The sequence below is a fragment of the Streptomyces spongiae genome, from assembly GCF_009377185.1.
In the GTDB taxonomy this organism is placed as follows: Bacteria; Actinomycetota; Actinomycetes; order Streptomycetales; family Streptomycetaceae; genus Streptomyces; species Streptomyces spongiae.
Genome location: NZ_VJZC01000150.1, coordinates 1 through 19,020 on the forward strand (window position 1 = coordinate 1; position 19,020 = coordinate 19,020).

The following is a 19,020-nucleotide window of genomic DNA, read 5'->3' on the forward strand; positions in this document are numbered from 1 at the left end:
GGGCGGTGGAGGGCCGGGGCCCCCGGCGGGCGAGGTCTCAGCGGTTGTACGCCGGCATCGGGCCCCTCAGCCGCGCGCCGACCTCGTCGCAGGCGGTGGTCACGTCGGCGGGCAGCGGGCCGGCCTGGGCGGCGGCGATGTTGGCGAGGAGGTGTTCGGTCCGGGAGCCGCCGAGGAGCAGGGCGTCCGTGGAGGGGCGGTCGAGGAGCCAGCGCAGGGCGAGCTCGGTGAGAGGGATGCCCGCCCCGTCCGCGACCTCGGTGAGTTCCGCGACGGCGGCGAAGAGGCTCTCGTCCCAGTACCGTTCGCGGTACATCGCGGCGAGCCGGGAGTCACCGAAGCGGCCCGACTCCGGTGTGCTGCCGTACTGGTGACGTCCCGTCAGCATGCCACCGCCGAGGGGGTTGTAGACCATGGTGGCGAGACCGGTCACCGCCGCGTACTCCACGTACTCCTCCTCGATACGGCGCGCGAGGAGGTTGTGCAACTGCTGGGCGACGACGGGGCGCGGGGCCCCGACCTCGTCGGCGGTGCGCAGCATCAGGGCGATCTGCCAGGCCGCGTGGTTGGAGACGCCGAGCGCGCGGATCTTGCCCTCGGCGGCGAACTCGGCGACGGTGGCGAGGGTGTCGGCGATCGGGGTCCTGCGGTCCGGCTGGTGGAGGTAGAAGAGGTCGACGTGGTCGGTGCCGAGGCGCTTGAGGCTGCCCTCCAGGGCGGCACGCAGTCCGGCGGGGGACAGAGGGGCGTGGTCGCCCTGGTCGGGGTGCGGGATGCCCGCCTTGGTGGCCAGGACGATCCGGTCGCGGCGGCCCGGCAGCAGCTCACCGAGGAGGCGCTCGCTCTCGCCGCCCGCGTAGCCGTTGGCCGTGTCGACGCCGGTGATGCCCGCGTCGAGGGCCGCGTCCAGCATGGCGGCGGCGCCCGCGCGGTCGACCGTGTCACCGAAGGTCATGGTGCCGAGGACCAGTCGGGAGAGCGGTACGGGGGCGCTCGTGAGGACCGAAGCGGTGGGAACGCCGGTGGTCACGTGGGGCTTCCTTCCAGTACGCGGCGCGGTTTCACGCCGTGGATCGCGGTCGGGTCGAGCGCGGCGCGGCGCAGGGCCCGGGTGTAGGCGTCGGTGGGCGAGGCGAGGACGTCCGCGGTGGGGCCGGTCTCGACGACGCGGCCGGCGCGCATCACCACCACGTCCGTGCTGATCTCGCGCACGACGCCCAGGTTGTGCGCGATGACGAGGTAGGCGATCCCGGTCTCCTCCTGCAACTCCCGCAGCAGACCGAGGACCTGGGCCTGTACGGAGACGTCCAGCGCGGAGGTCGCCTCGTCGCAGACGAGCAGGTCGGGGCGGGAGGCGAGGGCGCGGGCGATGCCGATGCGCTGGCGCTGTCCGCCGGAGAAGTCGGCGGGCCGGCGGTCGAGCGCGGACGTCGGCAGACCGACCTGGTCGAGCAACTCGGCGGCGCGCCGGGCCCGTTCGGTCCGGTCGGACACGCCCGCGAGGCGCAGCGGCTCGGCGACGATCTGCTGGGCGGTGAGGTGCGGGTCGAGGGAGCCGTACGGGTCCTGGAACACCATCTGGACCCGGCGCCGCAGCGGGCGCAGCCGCCGTTCGGGCAGGGTCGCGATGTCGGTGCCGTCGAGGACGATACGGCCGGCCGTCGGCTTCAGCAGCCGTACCAGCGCCCGCGCGAGCGTCGACTTGCCGCATCCGGACTCGCCGACGACCGCGAGCGAACCGCCGCGCGCCAGCCGGAACCCGACCTGGTCCACGGCACGGAGGGGCCCGTTGCGGGTCGGGTACTCGACGACGAGGTTCTCGACTTCCAGAAGATCGGTCATGAGGCTGCTCCCTCCACGAGGGGTTCGTCCTCGTCCCAGGCGCCCAGGCGGGGCACCGCTGCGAGGAGGTCACGGGTGTAGGGCGCGGCGGGGCGTTCGACGATCTGCTCGGCCGGGCCGGACTCGACGAAGCGTCCGTCCTTCATGACGTGGATGCGGTCGGAGACGAGCCGGGCCACGCCCAGGTCGTGGGTGATCATCAGCATGCCGATGCCGGTACGTTCCTGCAGTTCCATCAGCAGGTCGAGGACGCCGGCCTGCACGGTGGCGTCCAGCGCGGACGTCGGTTCGTCGGCGACCAGCAGGTCGGGCTCTCCGGCCAGCGCGATCGCGATGAGGATGCGCTGGAGCATGCCGCCGGAGAACTGGTGCGGGTACGCCTTCCAGCGGGTCTCCGGCTTGGTGATGCGCACCCGGCTGAGCAGTTCGACCCCCCGGTCGCGGATCTGGGCTCGTGAGAGTTCGGGGTGGCGCAGCCGGATCGCGTCGCCGAGCTGGCTGCCGACGGTGTGCACCGGGCTGAGCGCGGTCATCGGGTCCTGCGGGATCAGCGACACCGTCCGGCCGCGCACGGCGGGGGCGGCGGCCGGGTCGGTGAGGACGTCCCGCCCGGCGATCCGTACGCTGCCCGACACCACGGCGAGTCCTTCGGGCAGCAGCCGCAGGACTCCCATCGCCGTCGTGGACTTCCCCGACCCGGACTCCCCGATGAGGGTGACCGTCTCGCCGCGCCGGACGGTGAAGCTCACGCCGTCGACGGCACGGACGACGCCGTTCGCGGTGACGAGCTCGATCTGGAGGTCGGTGACGTCCAGCAGGGGCTGGTCGTCCTCCCGGGCGTCCACCTCGGGAATCGGCTTCTCCTGAGTGCTCATGCTCCGGCTCCCTTCCGCCGCCGTGTACGGTCCCGCAGACCGTCGCCCAGCAGGTTCACTCCTACCACCAGCAGTGCGATCACCAGCCCGGGCAGGGTGACGAGCCACCACGACGTGGTGATGTACGCCTGGCCGTCGGAGATGATCCGGCCCCAGGTCGCGAACGGCCGCTGCGGTCCCGCCCCGAGGAAACTCAGCGCGCTCTCCAGCAGCACGGCCTGCGCCAGCAGGAGCAGCACCACGAGGCTGGCGGGCCGGACGACGTTGGGGATGACGTGGCGCAGCAGCACCTGCCAGGCGCGCAGGCCGAGGACGCGCGCGGCGGCGACGTACGGTTTCTCCCGTTCGACGAGGACGAGCGAGCGGGTCAGCCGGGCGACCTCCGGCCACTGGGCCACGGCGATCACGCAGGTGATGACGGTGACGGACGGCCCGAAGAGCGCGACGACCAGAAGCAGCATCATCAGCAGCGGCAGCGCGAGCTGGGCCTCCAGGAAGCGGGAGACGACCGCGTCGATCCAGCCGCCGAAGAACCCGGCCGCCGCGCCTGCCGCGATGCCGATGAGCCCGGAGACGAGGACGGCGAGCACACCGACCGACAGGGACACCTGGCCGCCGTGCAGGATGCGGGACAGCAGGTCGCGGCCGAGCTGGTCCGTGCCGAGCAGGTGGCCCTCGCTCAGGGGAGGCAGCCGTCGACGGGACAGGTCCTGGGCGTTGGCGCCGGGCAGGGGCAGCAGGTTCGCCAGGGCCACGGGCACCACGACGAGCGCGGTGCACACGGCTCCGGCCCACAGCTTCACATGGGCGCTGCGCCGGGTGCGGGTGGCTGTCGCGCGGGCGAGGTCGCGTGCGGTGACCTGGCTCGGCCGTTCGGTGCCTTCGGTTGCGAGGACTGTGGTGCCGCTCATGGCTCAGGCCGCCTTTCCGAGGCGTACCCGCGGGTCGAGCAGCGGGTAGGCGAGGTCGACGAGGAGTTGGACGAGGATCGCGAGGGTGGCGGTAACCAGCACGGTCGCTTGGATCAGCGGGTAGTCGCGGGTCTCCAGGGCGCGGACGACGAGGGAGCCGACTCCGGGCCAGCCGAAGACGACCTCGACGACCACGACACCGTTGAGGAGTGCCGCGAAGCGCGTGCCGAGCGCGGTGAGCAGGGGCACCGCGGAGTTCCCGAGAGCGTACCGCCAGGTCAGGGCATGTTCGGAGACTCCGCGGGAGCGGGCGACCGTGACGTACGGGGACGTCAGCGCGGAGACCATCTCGCGCCTCACCAGGCGTGAGACCAGGGCGAGTTGGAGCACGGCGACGGTGACGGTGGGCAGGACGAGTCCGCTCCAGGTGGTGAAGCCGGAGGCGGGCAGCACCGGGAACAGCACGGCGAACACCGTCAGCAGCATCACCCCGGTCCAGAAGTCCGGCATCGACTGCCCGGCGATCGTCATGACGTTCGCGCCCAACTCCCGTTTGGTGTCGGCGCGGCGGGCCATCCACACACCCAGCGGCACGACGACGACCGTGGTGACGGCGATCGCGGAGACGGCGAGGGTGACGGTATAGGGCATCCGGTCCATGACCACGTCGAAGGCCGGAGCGTGGAAGGAGTAGCTCGTCCCGAGGTTCCCGGTGAACAGGTCGCGCAGGAAGATCCAGTACTGCGATATCAGCGGGTCGTCCAGGCCGAACTCCGCGCGGATGCGGGCCAGATCGGCGTTGGAGGCGGAGGGCGGGGCGTATGCGGCGGCCGGGTCGCCGGGGGCCAGCCGCACCAGCAGGAACACGGTGGTGAGGGTGAGGAAGACGGTCAGCAGGCTCTGGCCGAGGCGGCGGGCGAGGTAGGTCGGCACAGGTCAGCCCTCCAGCCGTACGGGGGACAGGTCGTACGAGCCCAGCGTCAGCAGGCCCAGGTCGTGTACCCGGTCGCGGTGGGCGAGGAGCGTCTTCGGCGCGAACGCCCACAGGCTGGGCCAGGTGTCCCAGATGGCGTGCTGCACGGCGGCCAGCTTCTTGTTCCGCTCGGTGGCGTCGACCTCGGTGGCCGCGTCGGAGAGCTGTCGCTCGATGCGCGGGATGACATAGCCCATGTAGGTGTCGCGGGTGCGTTCCTTGGCGGCCGTGCCGCCGTACATGCCCTGGAGGGAGGTGAGGGCCTGGCCGGTGGTGCCGGGGAAGCCGTTGCCGATGACGTCCCAGTCGCCGCCGCGCCCCTGACGCCATTTCAGGATGTCGCCGCCGGGCTGGAACTGCTGGAGGCGGGCGCGGACGCCGATGTCCTGGAACATGTCGACGACGGCCTCCATGACGGAGCTGTCGGCGGCGAACTCACCCGACTCCCAGATGATTTTGATCCGTAGGTCGTCCGCGCCCAGCGACTTCAGCAAGGACTTCGCCTTCGCGGGGTCGTAGGTGTACGAGCCGGTGCGGACCGCGCCTTCGAGGGCGAGCGGGACGACGCCCTCGGCCTGGTCGGCGGAGTCGGTGAGGACGTCGCGGATGAGGGAGTCGCCGTCGATGGCGTACGTGAGCGCGCGGCGGACTCGGGGGTCTGCGAGCGGATGTCCCTCGGGTTTGCGGAAGTTGAAGAAGAGCTGGCAGATACGGACGCCGGAGGTCTCCTGGACGGTGACGCCGGGCAGGCCGGTGAGCTGTTCGGCGGAGTCCGGGGTGAGGGTGTCGACGACATCGAGTTCGCCGCTGCGGAGGGCGATGACCCGGCTGGCTTCCTCGGGTACGAAGCGGACGCGGACGGTGTCGACGTGTGGCCTCGGTCCCCAGTACCGGGTGTTGCGGGCGAGGGTGTACTCGCCGGCGCCGCTGTTGGCCTTCACCACCCGGTAGGGGCCGGAGCCGACGCCGCTCTGCAGTTCCTCCGGGCGGTTGGCGGCGGCGGGGGTGATGTGGATGTTGGCCATGAGACGGTCGAGGACGGGCACGGGGCGTTCGGTGCGCAGCCGGAAGGTGCGCTCGCCGGTCGGCTCGACCGTGGGCAGTTCGGGGAACAGGCCGAGGATGAAGGAGCCGTTGACCTTGGCGTACATGCGCAGGGCGGTCGCGACGTCCTCGACGGTGACGGGGCTGCCGTCGGAGTAGTGGACGCCTTCGCGCAGGCGGACCGTCCACGCGGTGGGCTCGGTCATCTCGAAGCGGTCGGCCAGGACGCGCTGGACCTTCATGCGCGGGCCGATGCGGGTGAGTGCCTGGCGGACGGCACGCTGCACGGTGATGGCCGCGTCGAACTGGTTGAGCTTGTTGTCCAGGCTCACCAGCGAGCGGTTCAGACCGAGGGTGAGGGTGCCGGGGCCGGGGGCTCCGGTGGGTCCGGCGCAGGCGGTGAGGGGGCCGAGGGCGAGCCCGGCTCCGCCGAGGGCGAACCCGCGCAACAGGGTGCGGCGGCTCGGTGACTCGTACTCGGTGAATGCGCTCTGGGGAGGTGGGGTCATCGTCGACCTTCTCGCGTTCCGGGGGACGACCGGTTGTGGCTGTTGGCGCCCGCTCCGGTGAGGGGGACACCGGGCCGGGCGGGGGGTCCCGTCCGTGGGGCGACGAACAGGTGTCGCGCCGGAAAAGGTGGCACGGCTGCGCGAAGTGCGCAAGGGGTCTCGCGCGAATCACGCAACTTATGTCATCATCGGTGCCCGAGGCCGTCCGGGCCGCCCGAGGAGGTTGCCGTGTCCCGTGGTCGTGTGCTCGCGCTCGCCGACGATCTGTCGGGTGCGGCGGAGACGGCGATGGCGCTGCGCCTGCCGAGCCGGATCGTGCTGGGAGCGCCCGCCGGTGGGCTTCGTGCCGAGGGCGGGTCCGTCGCGCTCCCCGCCGCGGGCGAGTGCGTCGTGGTCGACCTCGACAGCCGGCAGCTGCCCGCCAATGATGCCGCACGTTCCGTGCAGTCCGCCGTCGCCGCGGGCGCGTTCCACGGCGGACTGCTGTTCAAGAAGGTGGACTCACTGCTGCGCGGCAACCTCGCCGCCGAGACCGTCGCGTACGCGGCCGGGGCGCGGGGCGTGGTGATCGCGCCGGCCCTGCCGGTCGCGGGGCGCACGGTGTGCGGCGGAGTCGTGCACCTGCGGGGAGTCCCGCTGCACGCGACGGACGCCTGGCGCGCCGAGGGCCGCCCGCCACCCCGGTCGGTCTCCCACGCGCTCAGAGGTGTGCCCACCGCACTCGTCCCGCTCCCGGTCGTACGCGGTGGTGCGCTCGCCGACCATCTGAGTGCGCGTTTCGCGCAGGGACGGCATCCGGTGTGCGACGCGGAGACGGACGAGGACCTAAACCTGATCGCCGCGGCGGCCCACGAACTCGGTCCCGATGTACGGATGTTGGGCACAGGAGGGCTGGCGAGCGCGGTGGGCCGGCTGCTCGCGCCGACACCGGACCCGACGCTCCCGCGGCCGCGCGGCACGACGGAGCGACCGCTGCTGGTCGTGGTCGGTACCGCCGAGCCCACCGCCACCCAGCAGATCGAGCAGCTCACTGCCGTGGGTGCCCGGCACATGCCCCTCTCCCCCGGCGAGCTCACGCGCGCTCCGACCGGCCGACTGGACATCACCCCGATCGGCATCACGGTCGTCAGCCTCACCGGCCCCGTCTCCCCCGCCGCGTCCCGCGAGCTCGTCGCCACGCTCGCCTCGGCCGTCGCCGATGTGGCGGGCGGCAGCGACCTGGTCCTCACCGGGGGCGAGACCGCCCGCCGCGTCCTGGACGCCCTGCACATCACGCAGCTGAGACCGGTCGCCCAGATCCACCACGGCGCCATCCACTCCCGCACCCCGGACGGCCGCTGCGTCGTCACCCGCCCCGGCAGTTTCGGCGAGGCCGACTCCCTGTTGCGCATCGCCCGGGCCCTGCGCCCCGAGACCCCGCACCCCGACTCCGTGCACCCCGAGTCCGTGCACCCCGCACCGTCCAGCCTCCGAGGAGAAGCCCCGTGAACGCAGCTCCCACCGCCGCCACCGCCGACCGGACCGGCACCACCGCACGTGCGCTCCCGGTCATCGCGGTGACCATGGGCGACGGCGCCGGTATCGGACCGGAGGTCGTCGTCCCGGCGCTGCTGCACCCCGACACGCTCCGCGACTGCCGTCCGGTGGTCGTCGGCGACGCCGAACGCCTGCGGCAGGCGGCCCGTGTCGTCGGCGTCGACTGCGCCATCGTGCCCGTGGAGAGCCCGGAGCAGGCGGAGTTCACCCCGGGCCGCGTCAACGTCATCGACCTCGACCTGCTCCCGTCCGACCTGCCGTGGGGAGAGCTGTCCGCGAAGGCCGGCGACGCCGCGTACCACTACGTGCGGGTCGCCGCTGAGCTGGCGATGCGCGGTGACGTGCAGGGCATCTGCACGGCGCCCCTCAACAAGGGGGCGCTGCACGCGGCGGGCCACCTCTACCCCGGGCACACCGAGCTCCTCGCCCACCTCACCGGGGTGGAGGAGGTGTCGATGATGCTGTCCACGCCCAAGGTGAAGGTCATCCACGTCACGACCCACATCGGCCTGATCGACGCCGTCAACCGCATCGAGCCCGGCCTCGTCGAACGCACGGTGCGGCGGGGCCACGAGGCGATGGTACGCGCGGGAGTGCCGCGGCCCCGGATCGGAGTGTGCGGCATCAATCCGCACGCGGGCGAGAACGGGCTCTTCGGGTACGGCGAGGAGGAGGCGAAGATCGTCCCCGCGCTGGAGGTGCTGCGCGCCGACGGCATCGACGCCCGTGGCCCGCTCCCGGCCGACACCGCGTTCTTCCTCGCCTCGCGCGGGGACTACGACCTGATCGTGGCGATGTACCACGACCAGGGCCACGGACCGGTCAAGGTGCTCGGTATCGAGACCGGCGTCAACCTGACGGTCGGGCTTCCCGTGATCCGGACGTCCGTGGATCACGGAACCGCGTTCGACATCGCAGGTACAGGGCGTGCCGACGCCGGTAGCATGGTCGAGGCCCTGCGCCAGGCCGCCGAGATGTCAAGCGCTCCGGGCGCCCGCTGACCACCCCGGTCGTCCACTCGTCAGTGGCACCACGAGGCACCGGAAGACGTACGGACCGGAAGACGTAAGGACTCGTAAGCACTGATGTCTGCGATCGGATCGAAGGCGCGGCGCGACCAGATCGTCCACCTCGCCACCACCACCGGTCTGGCGAGCGTCGACGAACTCTCGCAGCTGTTCGGGGTGACGGCCTCCACCATCCGCCGTGACCTGGCGAAACTCACCGCCGACGGGCGGCTCGCCCGGACGTACGGCGGCGCGATGGCACTGTCCGCCCACCCCGAGGCGTCGCTGCGGCAACGCATAGGGGAGGCGTTCGAGGCGAAACAGGCCATCGCCCGGTGGGCCGCCGAGCAAGTGCGGCCCGGGGAGACCCTGCTGCTGGACGCGGGCTCGACGGTGGGGGCGCTCGCGTACGAGCTGCGCACCACCGAGGACATCACGGTCGCGACGACCGGACTGACCGCGTTGCAGGCGCTCGCCGATGTGGAGACCGTCCACGTCGAGTGCCTCGGCGGTACGCTCCGGCCGCTCAGCCAGGGCTTCGTGGGCCCGCTGACCGAGGCGGCCCTGGAGCGGATGACGTTCGACCGGGTGTTCCTCGGCACGGACGGCATCTCGCCCGAGCTCGGCATCTGCGAGGCGGACCTGCGGCAGACCCGCCTGAAGGAACTGATGGCCGCGCGCGCGGACCATGTGTACGTCCTCGCGCACGCGGCGAAGCTGGGGCGCCGGCCCTTCCACGCCTGGACCCCGTTGTGTGAGGGCTGGACCCTGGTGACCGACGTCGACGCCGAACCGGGCGTTCTGGAGGCATTGCGTGCCCGGGGTGTGACCACGGTCGTGACGGAACCGCAGGCGCACCCCGTCCATCCGATGTGACGGGCGCGGCTGACGACCGGTGAGCCGGTTCCGTGGAGTGGTCACTGCTGATCGGATGGAGGGACGCTGGAGAAAGAGCTGGTCCCGGACGGCGGTTCCGATCGCTGGAGAGCCTCGGCCAGGTGGACAGACCAGCGGAACGGAGGCAGCCATGAAGGTCGGAGTGCTGACCGGCGGCGGCGACTGTCCCGGCCTCAACGCCGTCATCCGCAGCGTCGTCCGCAAGGGCGTCCAGGAGTACGGCTTTGACTTCGTCGGCCTGCGGGACGGCTGGCTCGGTGCGCTTCAGGGGACTGTCGTGCCGCTCGACATCCCCCACGTACGGGGAATCCTCCCCCGTGGCGGAACCATCCTCGGCTCCTCCCGCACCAACCCGTTCAAACACGAGGACGGGCTGCGCCGTGTGCGGGACACCCTCGCCACGCACGACGTGGACGCGCTCGTCGTGATCGGCGGCGAGGACACCCTCGGTGTGGCCACCGAGCTGAGCCGTCAGGGAATCAGTCTGGTCGGCGTGCCGAAGACCATCGACAACGACGTTACCGGCACCGACTTCACCTTCGGCTTCGACACCGCCGTCGGCGTGGCGACCGAGGCCATCGACCGCCTCCACACGACGGCCGAGTCGCACATGCGCACCCTGGTGGTGGAGGTGATGGGACGGCACTCCGGATGGATCGCCCTGCACGCCGGAATCGCGGGTGGCGCCAACGTGATCCTCATCCCCGAGCGGCCGTTCGACATCGATCAGGTCTGTGCGTGGGTACAGGGCCGATTCAAGATCAATTACGCGCCGATCGTCGTGGTGGCCGAAGGAGCCGTCCCCAAGGCGGGGCAGATGATCCTCAGGGACCAGACGCTGGACGAGTTCGGCCATGTGCGCCTGTCCGGCATCGGTGAATGGCTCGCCCGGGAGATCTCGGAGCGCACGGGCACGGACGCCCGCACCACGGTCCTGGGCCACATCCAGCGCGGCGGCACACCGAGCCCCTTCGACCGGTGGCTGGCCACCCGCTTCGGACTCCACGCCATCGACGCGGTCAAGGAGGGTGACTTCGGTGTGATGGTGGCCCTGCGCGGCACCCAGGTCATCCGGCTCCCCCTCGCCGAGGTGACGGCACGGGGCAAGACGGTCGATCCGGCGCTGTACGACGAGTTCGAGGTGTTCTTCGGCTGACTGGCCGGCTGGTGACTGGCCGGCCCGCCGGCGATCGGTTGCCCCTCAGGCGGCATGCGGTACGACCGCCACCGGGCAGCGGGCGTGGTGCAGTACGGCGTGGGTGACCGGCCCGAGACGGCCCTCGGCCGCCTCCGGGTCGGTGCGGCGGCCCACGACGACCAGGTCCGCTCCCTGAGCCGCGTTCAGGAGTGCCTGCGCGGGGTGGAGCAGGACGACGTCGGGGCGGAGCGTCACCGCGGGGTACTTCTCCCGCCAGGCCCGCAGGGCGTCGGAGAGCTGCTGGACCTCCTCGTCCTCCCAGGTGGCGCGGTCCTCCTCGGTCACCACCAGCGTCCGGGGGGACACGGATTCGGCCGGCAGGGCCCACGCCCGCACCACCAGGAGATCCGCCCCGTACGCCTGGGCGGCCGAGAACGCGAAGTCCGCCGCCTCATGGACCGGGTGATGCGTGCCGAACCCGACCACGACCCGTGCCGTGTGCGTCCGTTCCCCGAAGGCGCCGGAGGGCTGCCGGGGCACCAACACGACGGGGCAGGCGGCCGCCGCCGCCATGCGCAGGGCCACCGAGCCGACCGCAAGCCCTTCGAAGCCGCCCGTCCCCCGGGTGCCGACCACAAGGAGCCCGGCACGGCGTGCCGCCGCGAGCAGTGTCGCGGCCGGGGCGTCATCCGACTGCTCGCCGCGCACGTCGATGTCCGGACAGCGGCCGCCGAGCTCGTCGGTCTCCCGCTGGAGCATCCGCTCACCGACGTGACGCAGCGTTTCCGCGGCCTGTGCCGGCACGTCGGGGCCCGGAAGCGGTGGAGAGGCGTGCACGAGGCACAGCGGAACACCGCGCAGCGCGGCCTCCCGCGCCGCCCAGCCGGCCGCGGCGGAGCTGGACCCCGACCCGTCGATGCCCGCCAGTACAGGATGACTCGCCAGTACAGGGTGACTCATCGTGCCCTCCTCCGCCCGGCCCGCACCTCCACCGGCGCCACACGCCCGGGGGCTCTTCCCTCCACTGTTCCACGGGCGGGCCGGCGGCACCCGTGCCGGACGGGCTCCCGCCGTGAGGACGGGATGTGGCATCCCCGGCCGTCCGGGGAGGACGATGGGAGCTGACGAGCCTCGGTGACGGACGGGCCGCGCTCCAGGTCGGTGGACGGTCGGCAGGCGGAAGGGGTGCCCGCTATGAACGAAGCCGAATGGTTTCCCGCGGACCTCGGCCCGGCGGACGCCCGCCGGGCGGAGGGCGAGTTGTCGCCACCGAGCGGGCTGATGGACGTCCTCGCTGTCGCGGCGATCCTGGTGGACGCCGAGGGACGGATCGTCCTGTGGAGTCCGCAGGCGGAGGAGCTGTACGGCTACACCGCTCAGGAGGCGCTCGGACAGTACGCGGCCCGGCTGCTCGTGCACGAAGAGGGCTGGGACTGGGTGGTGAAGACGTTCGCCGAGGTCATGGAGACCGGCCGGTGCTGGGCCGGCGCGTTCCCGATCCGCTGCAAGGACGGCAGCTCGCGGCTGGTGGAGTGGCGCAACATGCGGCTGCTCGACGACCGCGGCGACTTCTACGCCCTGGGGCTCGGTACCGACTCCCCCACGCTGCGCGAGGTGGAGCGGGACGTCGCCCTGTCCACCCGGCTGATCTCCCAGTCCCCCATCGGGATCGCCATCCTCGACGCCGATCTGCGGTACGTGGCCGTCAACCCCGCTCTGGAGCGGATGCACGGTCTCCCCGTGCGCGTCCACCTCGGCCGCCACTACCGCGAGATCATGAGCGCCACGGAGTACAAGGTGGCCGAGGCGGCGATGCGTCAGGTCCTCGAGACCGGAGTCCCCCTGGTCGAGCAGTCCACCATCGTCGGTCGCACCCCCGCCGACCCGGAGCACAAGCACGCCTGGTCGATCTCGGTGTACCGGCTGGAGAACACCCAGGGCCGTGTCCTGGGGGTGGCCGAGCTGGTGGTGGACGTCACCGAGCGGCACCGGTCGGCCGTGGAGGCCACGGAAACGCGGCGGCGCCTGGCTCTGATAGCCGACGGCTCCGCCCGTATCGGCACCACCCTGGACATCGAGCAGACGGCCCAGGAACTCGCCGAGGTCACCGTTCCCTCCGTCGCCGACCTGGTCGCCGTCGACGTGCTCGACTCCGCCGTGGACGAGCACCGCCGCCCCACCCGGGTGGGAGCCGCGATCTTCCGCGCACTCGCGGTGAAGGCCGCCTACCCTACCGACGCCGTTCTCGCCGTCGATCCGCCCGGCCGCATCGCCACGTACGGCGCCGACCGGCTGGCCACGCGGTGTGTGCGCACCGGCCGGCCCATCCTGGTCCGCAACGCCGGGGGACACGACCTGACGCGCATCGGACGCGACGAGCGCGCCGCCACGCTGCTGGCCCGGGCCGGGGTGCACTCCTACCTGGCCGTCCCGCTGGCCGCCCGCGGCAGCGTCCTGGGGTTCCTGGGACTCCTGCGCGCCCGGGAGGAACGGCCCTTCGACGAGGACGACCTCGCGATCGCCACCGAGCTGGCCGCCCGGGCCGCGGTGTGCATCGACAACGCCCGCACGCACCAGAGCGTGCGCAACGCCGCAGAGACGCTGCAGCGCAGCCTGCTCCCCGACCACCCGCCCCAGCTCCCCGGCCTGGAGGTCGCCTCCCGCTACCAGCCCGCACAGGCCGCCTACGAGGTGGGCGGTGACTGGTACGACGTCCTGCCGCTCGACAGCGACAGGACCGCACTGGTCGTGGGCGACGTCATGGGCAGCGGCATCGAGGCCGCCGCGGCCATGGGGCGCCTGCGTACCGCCACCACCGCCTTCGCCGACCTCGATCTCGACCCCGCCGAGGTCCTCCAGCATCTCGACACGATCACCTCACGGCTGGAGCCGTACATCGCCACCTGCGTGTACGCCTCCTACGACCCCCGCCACACCGAGTGCCTCATCGCCAACGCCGGTCACCTTCCCCCTGTCCTCGTCCGTGGCGGTCGCCACCCCGAACTGCTCGACCTGCCCACCGGCACCCCGCTCGGCGTCGGCGGCATCCCCTTCGACACCACCACCATCGACCTCGGCCCCGGCGACCAGTTGGTCCTGTACACCGACGGACTCGTCGAGACCCGCCGCACTCCCCTCGACGAGCGCCTCCAGGAACTCCTCGACCTCCTCGACGAGCCATGCTCCTCCCTCGAGGAAACCTGCGACCGACTCCTCCACGAGCTCCGGCACCCAGGGGACTCCGACGACGTCGCCCTGCTGATCGCCCGGGCGGGGGAGTTCGCGCCAGTCAGTTCAGGTCCTGTTCCGGCCCGTCGGCCGATTCGATCCAGAGGTTCCTGAAGCGGACCTTGTTCCCGTGGAAGACGATGTCGTACGTCTGCCAGGTTTCGGGTGCGGTGGCCGCGTTCGGGTCGGCGGCCTTCTTGTTGTAGATGGCCGCTGCCTCGTTCGGGGCGAGTCTCTCCACTCCGAAGGAGTCCAGGATCTGCAGTCTGAAGTCACCGAAGGCCAGTTTGGTGCGGATGTCGCCGCAGCACACCTCGATGGAGTCCTCGGTGGTGTGCGGCCATTCGGCGCTACGCGGCCGTCGGTGTGCTGCCAGGCGGTGGCGAGGTTCCGCCGGAGAACAGGTCGATACGGCTGCCGGGTCGGCGCACATCGATCATGTCGAGGTTGACATGGCCGGTGTCCTCGGGCCGGTACGTGTACGTGATGGTGTTGCGGCCCTTGCGGAGGGCGAGCCGCTCGGTCCGGGTGGACCAGCGGTTCCAGGCGCCGGTGGAGGGGAGGCTGCTCTGCCGCGCCTGTCCGCCGTTGACGCTGATGCTGACGCCGATCGTCTTCGCCCCGGTGAAGGGGTGGGGGCCGTTGGCGTAGCGCAGGCCCACGTCGTAGCTGCCCCTCGCGGCTGCGTCGACCTCGAAGGTGACGGTGGCGCCCTCGGCGGTGAAGCCGTCGACGAAGCCGCCGCCGGTGTAGCCGGCGTGCTCGGTGTCGATGTCCGCTCCGCGGGACAGACGTGCCGATTTCGGCGTCGTACGAGGAGATGGGCTGCTCGGGACCGGGGCGTGCGTTCAGGGTGTACCAGGCCTCGGTGGACCGGAGTTGCTCACCGTCGGCCGAAGCGAACGGGCGCGGTGAGCGCACATGCACCACCCGGTCGGTCGTCAGGCCGGGGATGGTGAGCCGGACCTTGCGACGGTCGTCGGATATCCGAGCCGCGGCAACCGGGAGGACCTCCTCGTCGACCTTGGGGCCCCCGTACGCCGGGGTGGGGCGTAGCGCCACTGCTCCACCGAGTAGGCTCCGCTCGTCACCGTGGCGGCGGTCTCCTCCGAGAGAGGCTCGGTGTAGGTGAGTTCGAAGCCGTCGCGGGTGGCCCGCATGGTCTTGATGTCGAAGACACTCCTGCCGTTCGGCGTGAGTTCCTGAAGGCCGAAGCGGAGTTTGGGCTCCGGGGCCTTGGGCTCCCAGATGCGGTCGCCCTGTGGTCGGGGCAGCCTGGGACAAAGGGCTCCCATGACGGGCCCCGCCGAAGGGCCCTCGTGGTGGCGACCGGTCGTAGCCACGCTGGGCACAGCCTGTTTCCGGCAGGCGGCGCTCATGGGGCGAAGGAGTTGATCTCCATGGCAACCGTCGCTGGAACACCCCACGGTCCGGTCCGGGTGAACGCGGTCCTGGACGCGCCGCTGTCCCGGTGGCTGTGGCTGGTGAAGTGGATCCTGGTCATCCCCCACTACGTGGTGCTGTTCTTCCTCTGGATCGCCTTCATCGTGGTGAGTGTGATCGCGTTCTTCAGCATCCTGTTCACCGAGCGCTATCCACGCCCCCTGTTCGACTTCAACCTGGGCGTGCTGCGCTGGACCTGGCGGGTCGGCTACTACTCGTACGGCGCCCTGGCCACGGACCGGTACCCGCCCTTCAGCCTGGGCGAGCAACCGGACTACCCGGCGCGGCTGGACGTCGTCTACCCCGAGCAGCTCTCCCGCGGCCTGGTCCTGGTGAAGTGGTGGCTGCTGGCCATCCCTCACTACATCGTCATCGGCTTCTTCCTCGGCGGTTATCACCTGGGATGGTGGGACGGCGGGCTCGTGGCCGTGCTGTCGGTGATCGCCGCCGTGATCATGGCCTTCACCGAGACGTACCCGAGGGACCTGTTCGAGCTGATCGTCGGCCTCAACCGGTGGGTGCTCCGGGTCGCCGCCTACGCGGCCCTGATGACGGACACGTACCCACCGTTCCGGCTCGACATGGGCGGCACCGAACCGAGCGCGGGGAAGAGTCTGTCGTGACCGCCGTGGTTCCGGTGGCGGCGCAACCCGGCGTTCGTACCCCCTGGAGAATGCCGTCATGGGGACCACCGACCCCCATCTGCTCCGTGACGCCATGCTCAAGGGCGTCAGCGAGCGGGCCACGGACGACGACTTCGACCCGCACGCCGAACTCCGCCAGATCCTCGCCCCGTTGGGGATGACAGCCGAGGACTCCGGAGGCTCTGTCACCTTCCTCAAGAAGGACCCGCTGATGCCGTCGGCCACCCGTCTGGGCGGCGCGGCGGCCGTCGCGCTGGCCCGGCAGTCCGTCGTCGCGGCCAAGTTGTGGCGGATGCGCACCGGCCTCGGCCAGGACATCTCCGTCGACCTCGGCCAGGCGATACGGCGTCTCGCGCCGGCGTCCGAGTCCAAGTGGGAGACGCTCAACGGATACCCGGCCGACCTGGCGGACCGCTCCATCGGCGCGTACTTCAGGTTCTACGAGACCGGCGACGGCCGCCACGTCATCCCCGCCAACATCTACCCGGGCCTCAAGTCGAAGATGCTGGAGGTTCTCGACTGCGCCGACAACCCGAAGGCCCTCGCCAAGGCGATCGGACAGCACACCGCCGACGAGCTGGAGGAACTCGGCGAGCGGCACGGCATCGTCTTCGCCAAGGTGCGCACCGCCGAGGAGTTCACCCGCGAGCCGGTCTTCGAGTACCTGGCCTCGCGCCCGCTGATCGAGATCGAGAAGATCGGTGACTCGGCCCCCGAGCCGTTGCCCGAGTTCGGCACCGCACCGCTGTCCGGCATCCGCGCACTCGGCATGGGCCATGTGATCGCCGGCGCGGGTATCGGCCGCTCACTCGCCTCACTCGGAGCCGACACGCTCAACGTGTGGCGTGTCATGGAGTGGGAAATGGACGCGCTGATCGCCACGGCCAACATCGGCGTGCGCTCCACCCGGCTCGACGTCCGGGGGCAGGAAGGGTGCGAAAAGCTGTACGAGCTGCTGCGCGACGCCGACATCTTCTACGCCAACCGCCGCCCGGGCCTGCTGACCGAGCTGGGCGTCGACTGCGAGCAGGCGGTCAGGGTCCGGCCGGGACTGATCCACGTCACCGCCTCGGCCTTCGGCGAGGGCGGCCCCTGGGCCCGGAGGGTCGGCTTCGACCAGGTCGCCGGCACCGTGACCGGCATGGTCGCCGCGGAGGCCAGCCTGGAGCAGCCCCTGCTCCCGCCGACGTCGATCATCAACGACTACCTGGTCGCCTGGCTGGGAGCGACCGGAGCGATGGCCGCCCTCGCCCGCCGTGCCGTCGAGGGCGGAAGTTACCGCGTCCACGTCTCCCTCACGCGCGCCGCGGTGTGGGCCGTGACCCTCGGCTACTTCGACTGGGACTACGTACGCGCGACCGTCGGCACCGGCGGGGAGCACGAGCTGATCGACCCCCAGTTGTTCACGTCGATCACGCCCCTGGGTATCTACCAGGGGGTGACGGAGAACATCACGCTCTCCCGTACCCCGCATCACTACGCGAACGTCCTCTCCCCTCGCGGCGCCGACCAGCCCGTCTGGCTGCCGAAGCCACAGCGGGTCGACGTCCCCGCGTTGGCGAGGATCCTCATGCGGTGACCGGTGCGCGGGGTGCCCGGCCGAGCGGCCAGGGCACCCCGGGCTCAGACCAGGGTCACCTCGACCGGCAGCTTCTTGATGCCGTTGACGAAGTTGGAGCGGACCCGGGGAACGTCGCCGACCAGCTTGATGTCCGCTATGCGCGGGATGAGCTCCTCGAACATGATCCGGATCTCGGTGCGGGCGAGCAGGTTGCCCAGGCACAGGTGGGGGCTGCCCTTGCCGAAGGTGACGTGGTCGTTGTCCGTGCGGGTGACGTCGAAGTCGTAGGGGTTGCCGAAGACCTCCTCGTCGCGGTTGCCGGAGGCGAACCACATGACGACCTTGTCGCCCTCCTTGACCTGCTTGCCGCCGAGTTCGACGTCCCGGGTCGCGGTCCGGCGGAAGTGGTAGACCGGGGAGGCCCAGCGCAGGAACTCCTCCACCGCCGCCGGGATCAGGGACGGGTCGTCCTGGAGCTTCGCCAGCTGCTCGGGGTGCTGCAGCAGCGCCAGTATGGAGTGGGAGATGGTGTGCCGTGTGGTCTCGTTGCCGGCCACCACCAGGAGCAGGAAGTAGTTGTCGAAGTCCTGCGCGGACAGTGGGACTCCGTCGCGCGGTGTCGTGTTGACGAGCTTGGAGACCAGGTCCGTGCCGTCCTTGCCCCGCCGCTGACGGGCCAGCTCACGGCCGTACTCGAAGACCTCGACGGACGCGGGTGAGCGGAAGGGCAGGTCGCGGTACTTCTCGCTCTCCTCGCTGTGCAGGAGCACGTCCGCGTAGTCGGGGTCGGTGTTGCCGATGATGCGGTTGCCCCAGTCTATGAGCTGCTGGTTGTCCTCCGGCGGTACGTCCAGCAGGCGGGCCAGGACGTTGATGGGGAAGTCCGCGGAGACATCGGCGACGAAGTCGAACGTGCCCTTGGCCAGGGCGGCGTCCAGGGTCCTCGCGGTCAGGCCGCGCAGGAAGTCGCCGTAGCTGTTGATGACGCTCGCGCCGAACTGGCGCTGGATCACGCTGCGCAGGGCGCGGTGGCGGACGCCGTCCATCTCCAGGATGGAGGCGCGCTTCTTGATCTGGTCGTCGTCGACCTCCTCCAGGTTGACGAACCTCGTCGAGGTGAACGTCTCCGCGTCCCGGTCCACGCGGGCGATGTCCGCGTGCCGGGTCACCGCCCAGAATCCGGAGTTGGGTGCCTCTTCGGGCTGCCAGTGGACCGGGTCCTCGTGACGCAGGGTGTGGAACATGCGCCACGGCGTGATGCCGTCGGCGAAGTGGTCGAGGTCGGCGAGGTTCACCTGGTCGAGCGGCAGGGGCTCGTCGAGGGCGGCGCGCAGTTCGGTCCGGCTGGTGGGCACGGCCGGGACGGCGGGGCTGGTCATGTCGTGGATCTCCTGGGCGGGGCGACGAGGGCC

15 protein-coding genes and 1 pseudogene are annotated in these 19,020 nt (G+C 71.2%); 7 read left to right on the forward strand and 9 right to left on the reverse strand.

Annotated elements, in window-relative coordinates; genetic code table 11:
• Positions 1-37 precede the first annotated feature (37 nt).
• From FNH08_RS21180 to FNH08_RS21205, 6 genes are read right to left on the reverse strand one after another with little or no spacing between them, the layout of a single operon-like run.
• Positions 38-1,030 (reverse strand): aldo/keto reductase, encoded by a 993-nt coding sequence (locus tag FNH08_RS21180; RefSeq protein WP_322725006.1) that lies wholly within the window; start codon positions 1,028-1,030, stop codon positions 38-40.
• Positions 1,027-1,842 (reverse strand): ATP-binding cassette domain-containing protein, encoded by an 816-nt coding sequence (locus tag FNH08_RS21185; protein WP_152773069.1) that lies wholly within the window; start codon positions 1,840-1,842, stop codon positions 1,027-1,029. The genes FNH08_RS21180 and FNH08_RS21185 overlap by 4 nt, the downstream gene beginning before the upstream one ends.
• The gene (locus FNH08_RS21190; protein ID WP_152773070.1) at positions 1,839-2,717 is read right to left on the reverse strand and encodes an ABC transporter ATP-binding protein; all 879 of its coding nucleotides are present in this window, start codon (positions 2,715-2,717) and stop codon (positions 1,839-1,841) included. The genes FNH08_RS21185 and FNH08_RS21190 overlap by 4 nt, the downstream gene beginning before the upstream one ends.
• A complete protein-coding gene (locus tag FNH08_RS21195; protein WP_152773071.1) occupies positions 2,714-3,628 on the reverse strand; it encodes an ABC transporter permease in 915 nt (304 codons plus the stop codon). Before FNH08_RS21195 ends, FNH08_RS21190 begins: the two co-directional genes overlap by 4 nt.
• 3 nt (positions 3,629-3,631) lie before the next feature.
• Positions 3,632-4,561 carry an ABC transporter permease gene (locus tag FNH08_RS21200; protein WP_322725008.1) on the reverse strand — a complete coding sequence of 310 codons (930 nt, stop codon included), beginning with the start codon at positions 4,559-4,561 and terminating at the stop codon, positions 3,632-3,634.
• A gap of 3 nt (positions 4,562-4,564) precedes the next feature.
• Entirely contained in the window at positions 4,565-6,154 is a 1,590-nt protein-coding gene (locus tag FNH08_RS21205; protein WP_152773072.1) for an ABC transporter substrate-binding protein, read from the reverse strand.
• Between the two features lie 228 nt (positions 6,155-6,382).
• Between FNH08_RS21205 and FNH08_RS21210 the strand changes: the two genes are divergently transcribed.
• The 4 genes from FNH08_RS21210 (at position 6,383) to FNH08_RS21225 (ending at position 10,750) form a co-directional block, all read left to right on the forward strand.
• Entirely contained in the window at positions 6,383-7,642 is a 1,260-nt protein-coding gene (locus FNH08_RS21210; protein ID WP_322725010.1) for a four-carbon acid sugar kinase family protein, read from the forward strand.
• Entirely contained in the window at positions 7,639-8,691 is a 1,053-nt protein-coding gene (gene pdxA / locus FNH08_RS21215; protein WP_322725011.1) for a 4-hydroxythreonine-4-phosphate dehydrogenase PdxA, read from the forward strand. Before FNH08_RS21210 ends, pdxA begins: the two co-directional genes overlap by 4 nt.
• An 84-nt stretch (positions 8,692-8,775) precedes the next feature.
• Positions 8,776-9,573, forward strand: coding sequence for a DeoR/GlpR family DNA-binding transcription regulator (locus FNH08_RS21220; protein WP_152773073.1), 798 nt, complete (start codon positions 8,776-8,778; stop codon positions 9,571-9,573).
• Positions 9,574-9,724: 151 nt separating this feature from the next.
• Positions 9,725-10,750, forward strand: coding sequence for a 6-phosphofructokinase (locus tag FNH08_RS21225; RefSeq protein WP_152773074.1), 1,026 nt, complete (start codon positions 9,725-9,727; stop codon positions 10,748-10,750).
• A 45-nt stretch (positions 10,751-10,795) separates the two neighbouring features.
• Here FNH08_RS21225 and FNH08_RS21230 read toward each other — a convergent pair whose 3' ends face one another.
• The gene (locus FNH08_RS21230; RefSeq protein ID WP_152773075.1) at positions 10,796-11,692 is read right to left on the reverse strand and encodes a universal stress protein; all 897 of its coding nucleotides are present in this window, start codon (positions 11,690-11,692) and stop codon (positions 10,796-10,798) included.
• Between the two features lie 234 nt (positions 11,693-11,926).
• Between FNH08_RS21230 and FNH08_RS21235 the strand changes: the two genes are divergently transcribed.
• Positions 11,927-14,074: a SpoIIE family protein phosphatase gene (locus tag FNH08_RS21235; protein WP_152773076.1), complete on the forward strand. Its 2,148-nt coding sequence runs from the start codon at positions 11,927-11,929 to the stop codon at positions 14,072-14,074.
• On the opposite strand, the pseudogene FNH08_RS21240 reads toward FNH08_RS21235, so the two are convergent.
• Positions 14,022-15,189 (reverse strand): annotated as a pseudogene (locus tag FNH08_RS21240) (carbohydrate-binding protein); the annotation flags it as partial. The gene FNH08_RS21235 and the pseudogene FNH08_RS21240 sit on opposite strands and share 53 nt — an antisense overlap.
• A gap of 171 nt (positions 15,190-15,360) precedes the next feature.
• Here FNH08_RS21240 and FNH08_RS21245 point away from each other — a divergent pair.
• Together FNH08_RS21245 and FNH08_RS21250 are read left to right on the forward strand one after the other, a co-directional pair.
• A complete protein-coding gene (locus FNH08_RS21245) occupies positions 15,361-16,026 on the forward strand; it encodes a DUF4389 domain-containing protein (protein ID WP_152773077.1) in 666 nt (221 codons plus the stop codon).
• Positions 16,027-16,084: 58 nt separating this feature from the next.
• A complete protein-coding gene (locus FNH08_RS21250; RefSeq protein WP_152773078.1) occupies positions 16,085-17,626 on the forward strand; it encodes a CoA transferase in 1,542 nt (513 codons plus the stop codon).
• A gap of 44 nt (positions 17,627-17,670) precedes the next feature.
• On the opposite strand, the gene FNH08_RS21255 is transcribed toward FNH08_RS21250, so the two are convergent.
• Positions 17,671-18,987 carry a cytochrome P450 gene (locus FNH08_RS21255; RefSeq protein ID WP_152773079.1) on the reverse strand — a complete coding sequence of 439 codons (1,317 nt, stop codon included), beginning with the start codon at positions 18,985-18,987 and terminating at the stop codon, positions 17,671-17,673.
• Positions 18,988-19,020 lie beyond the last annotated feature (33 nt).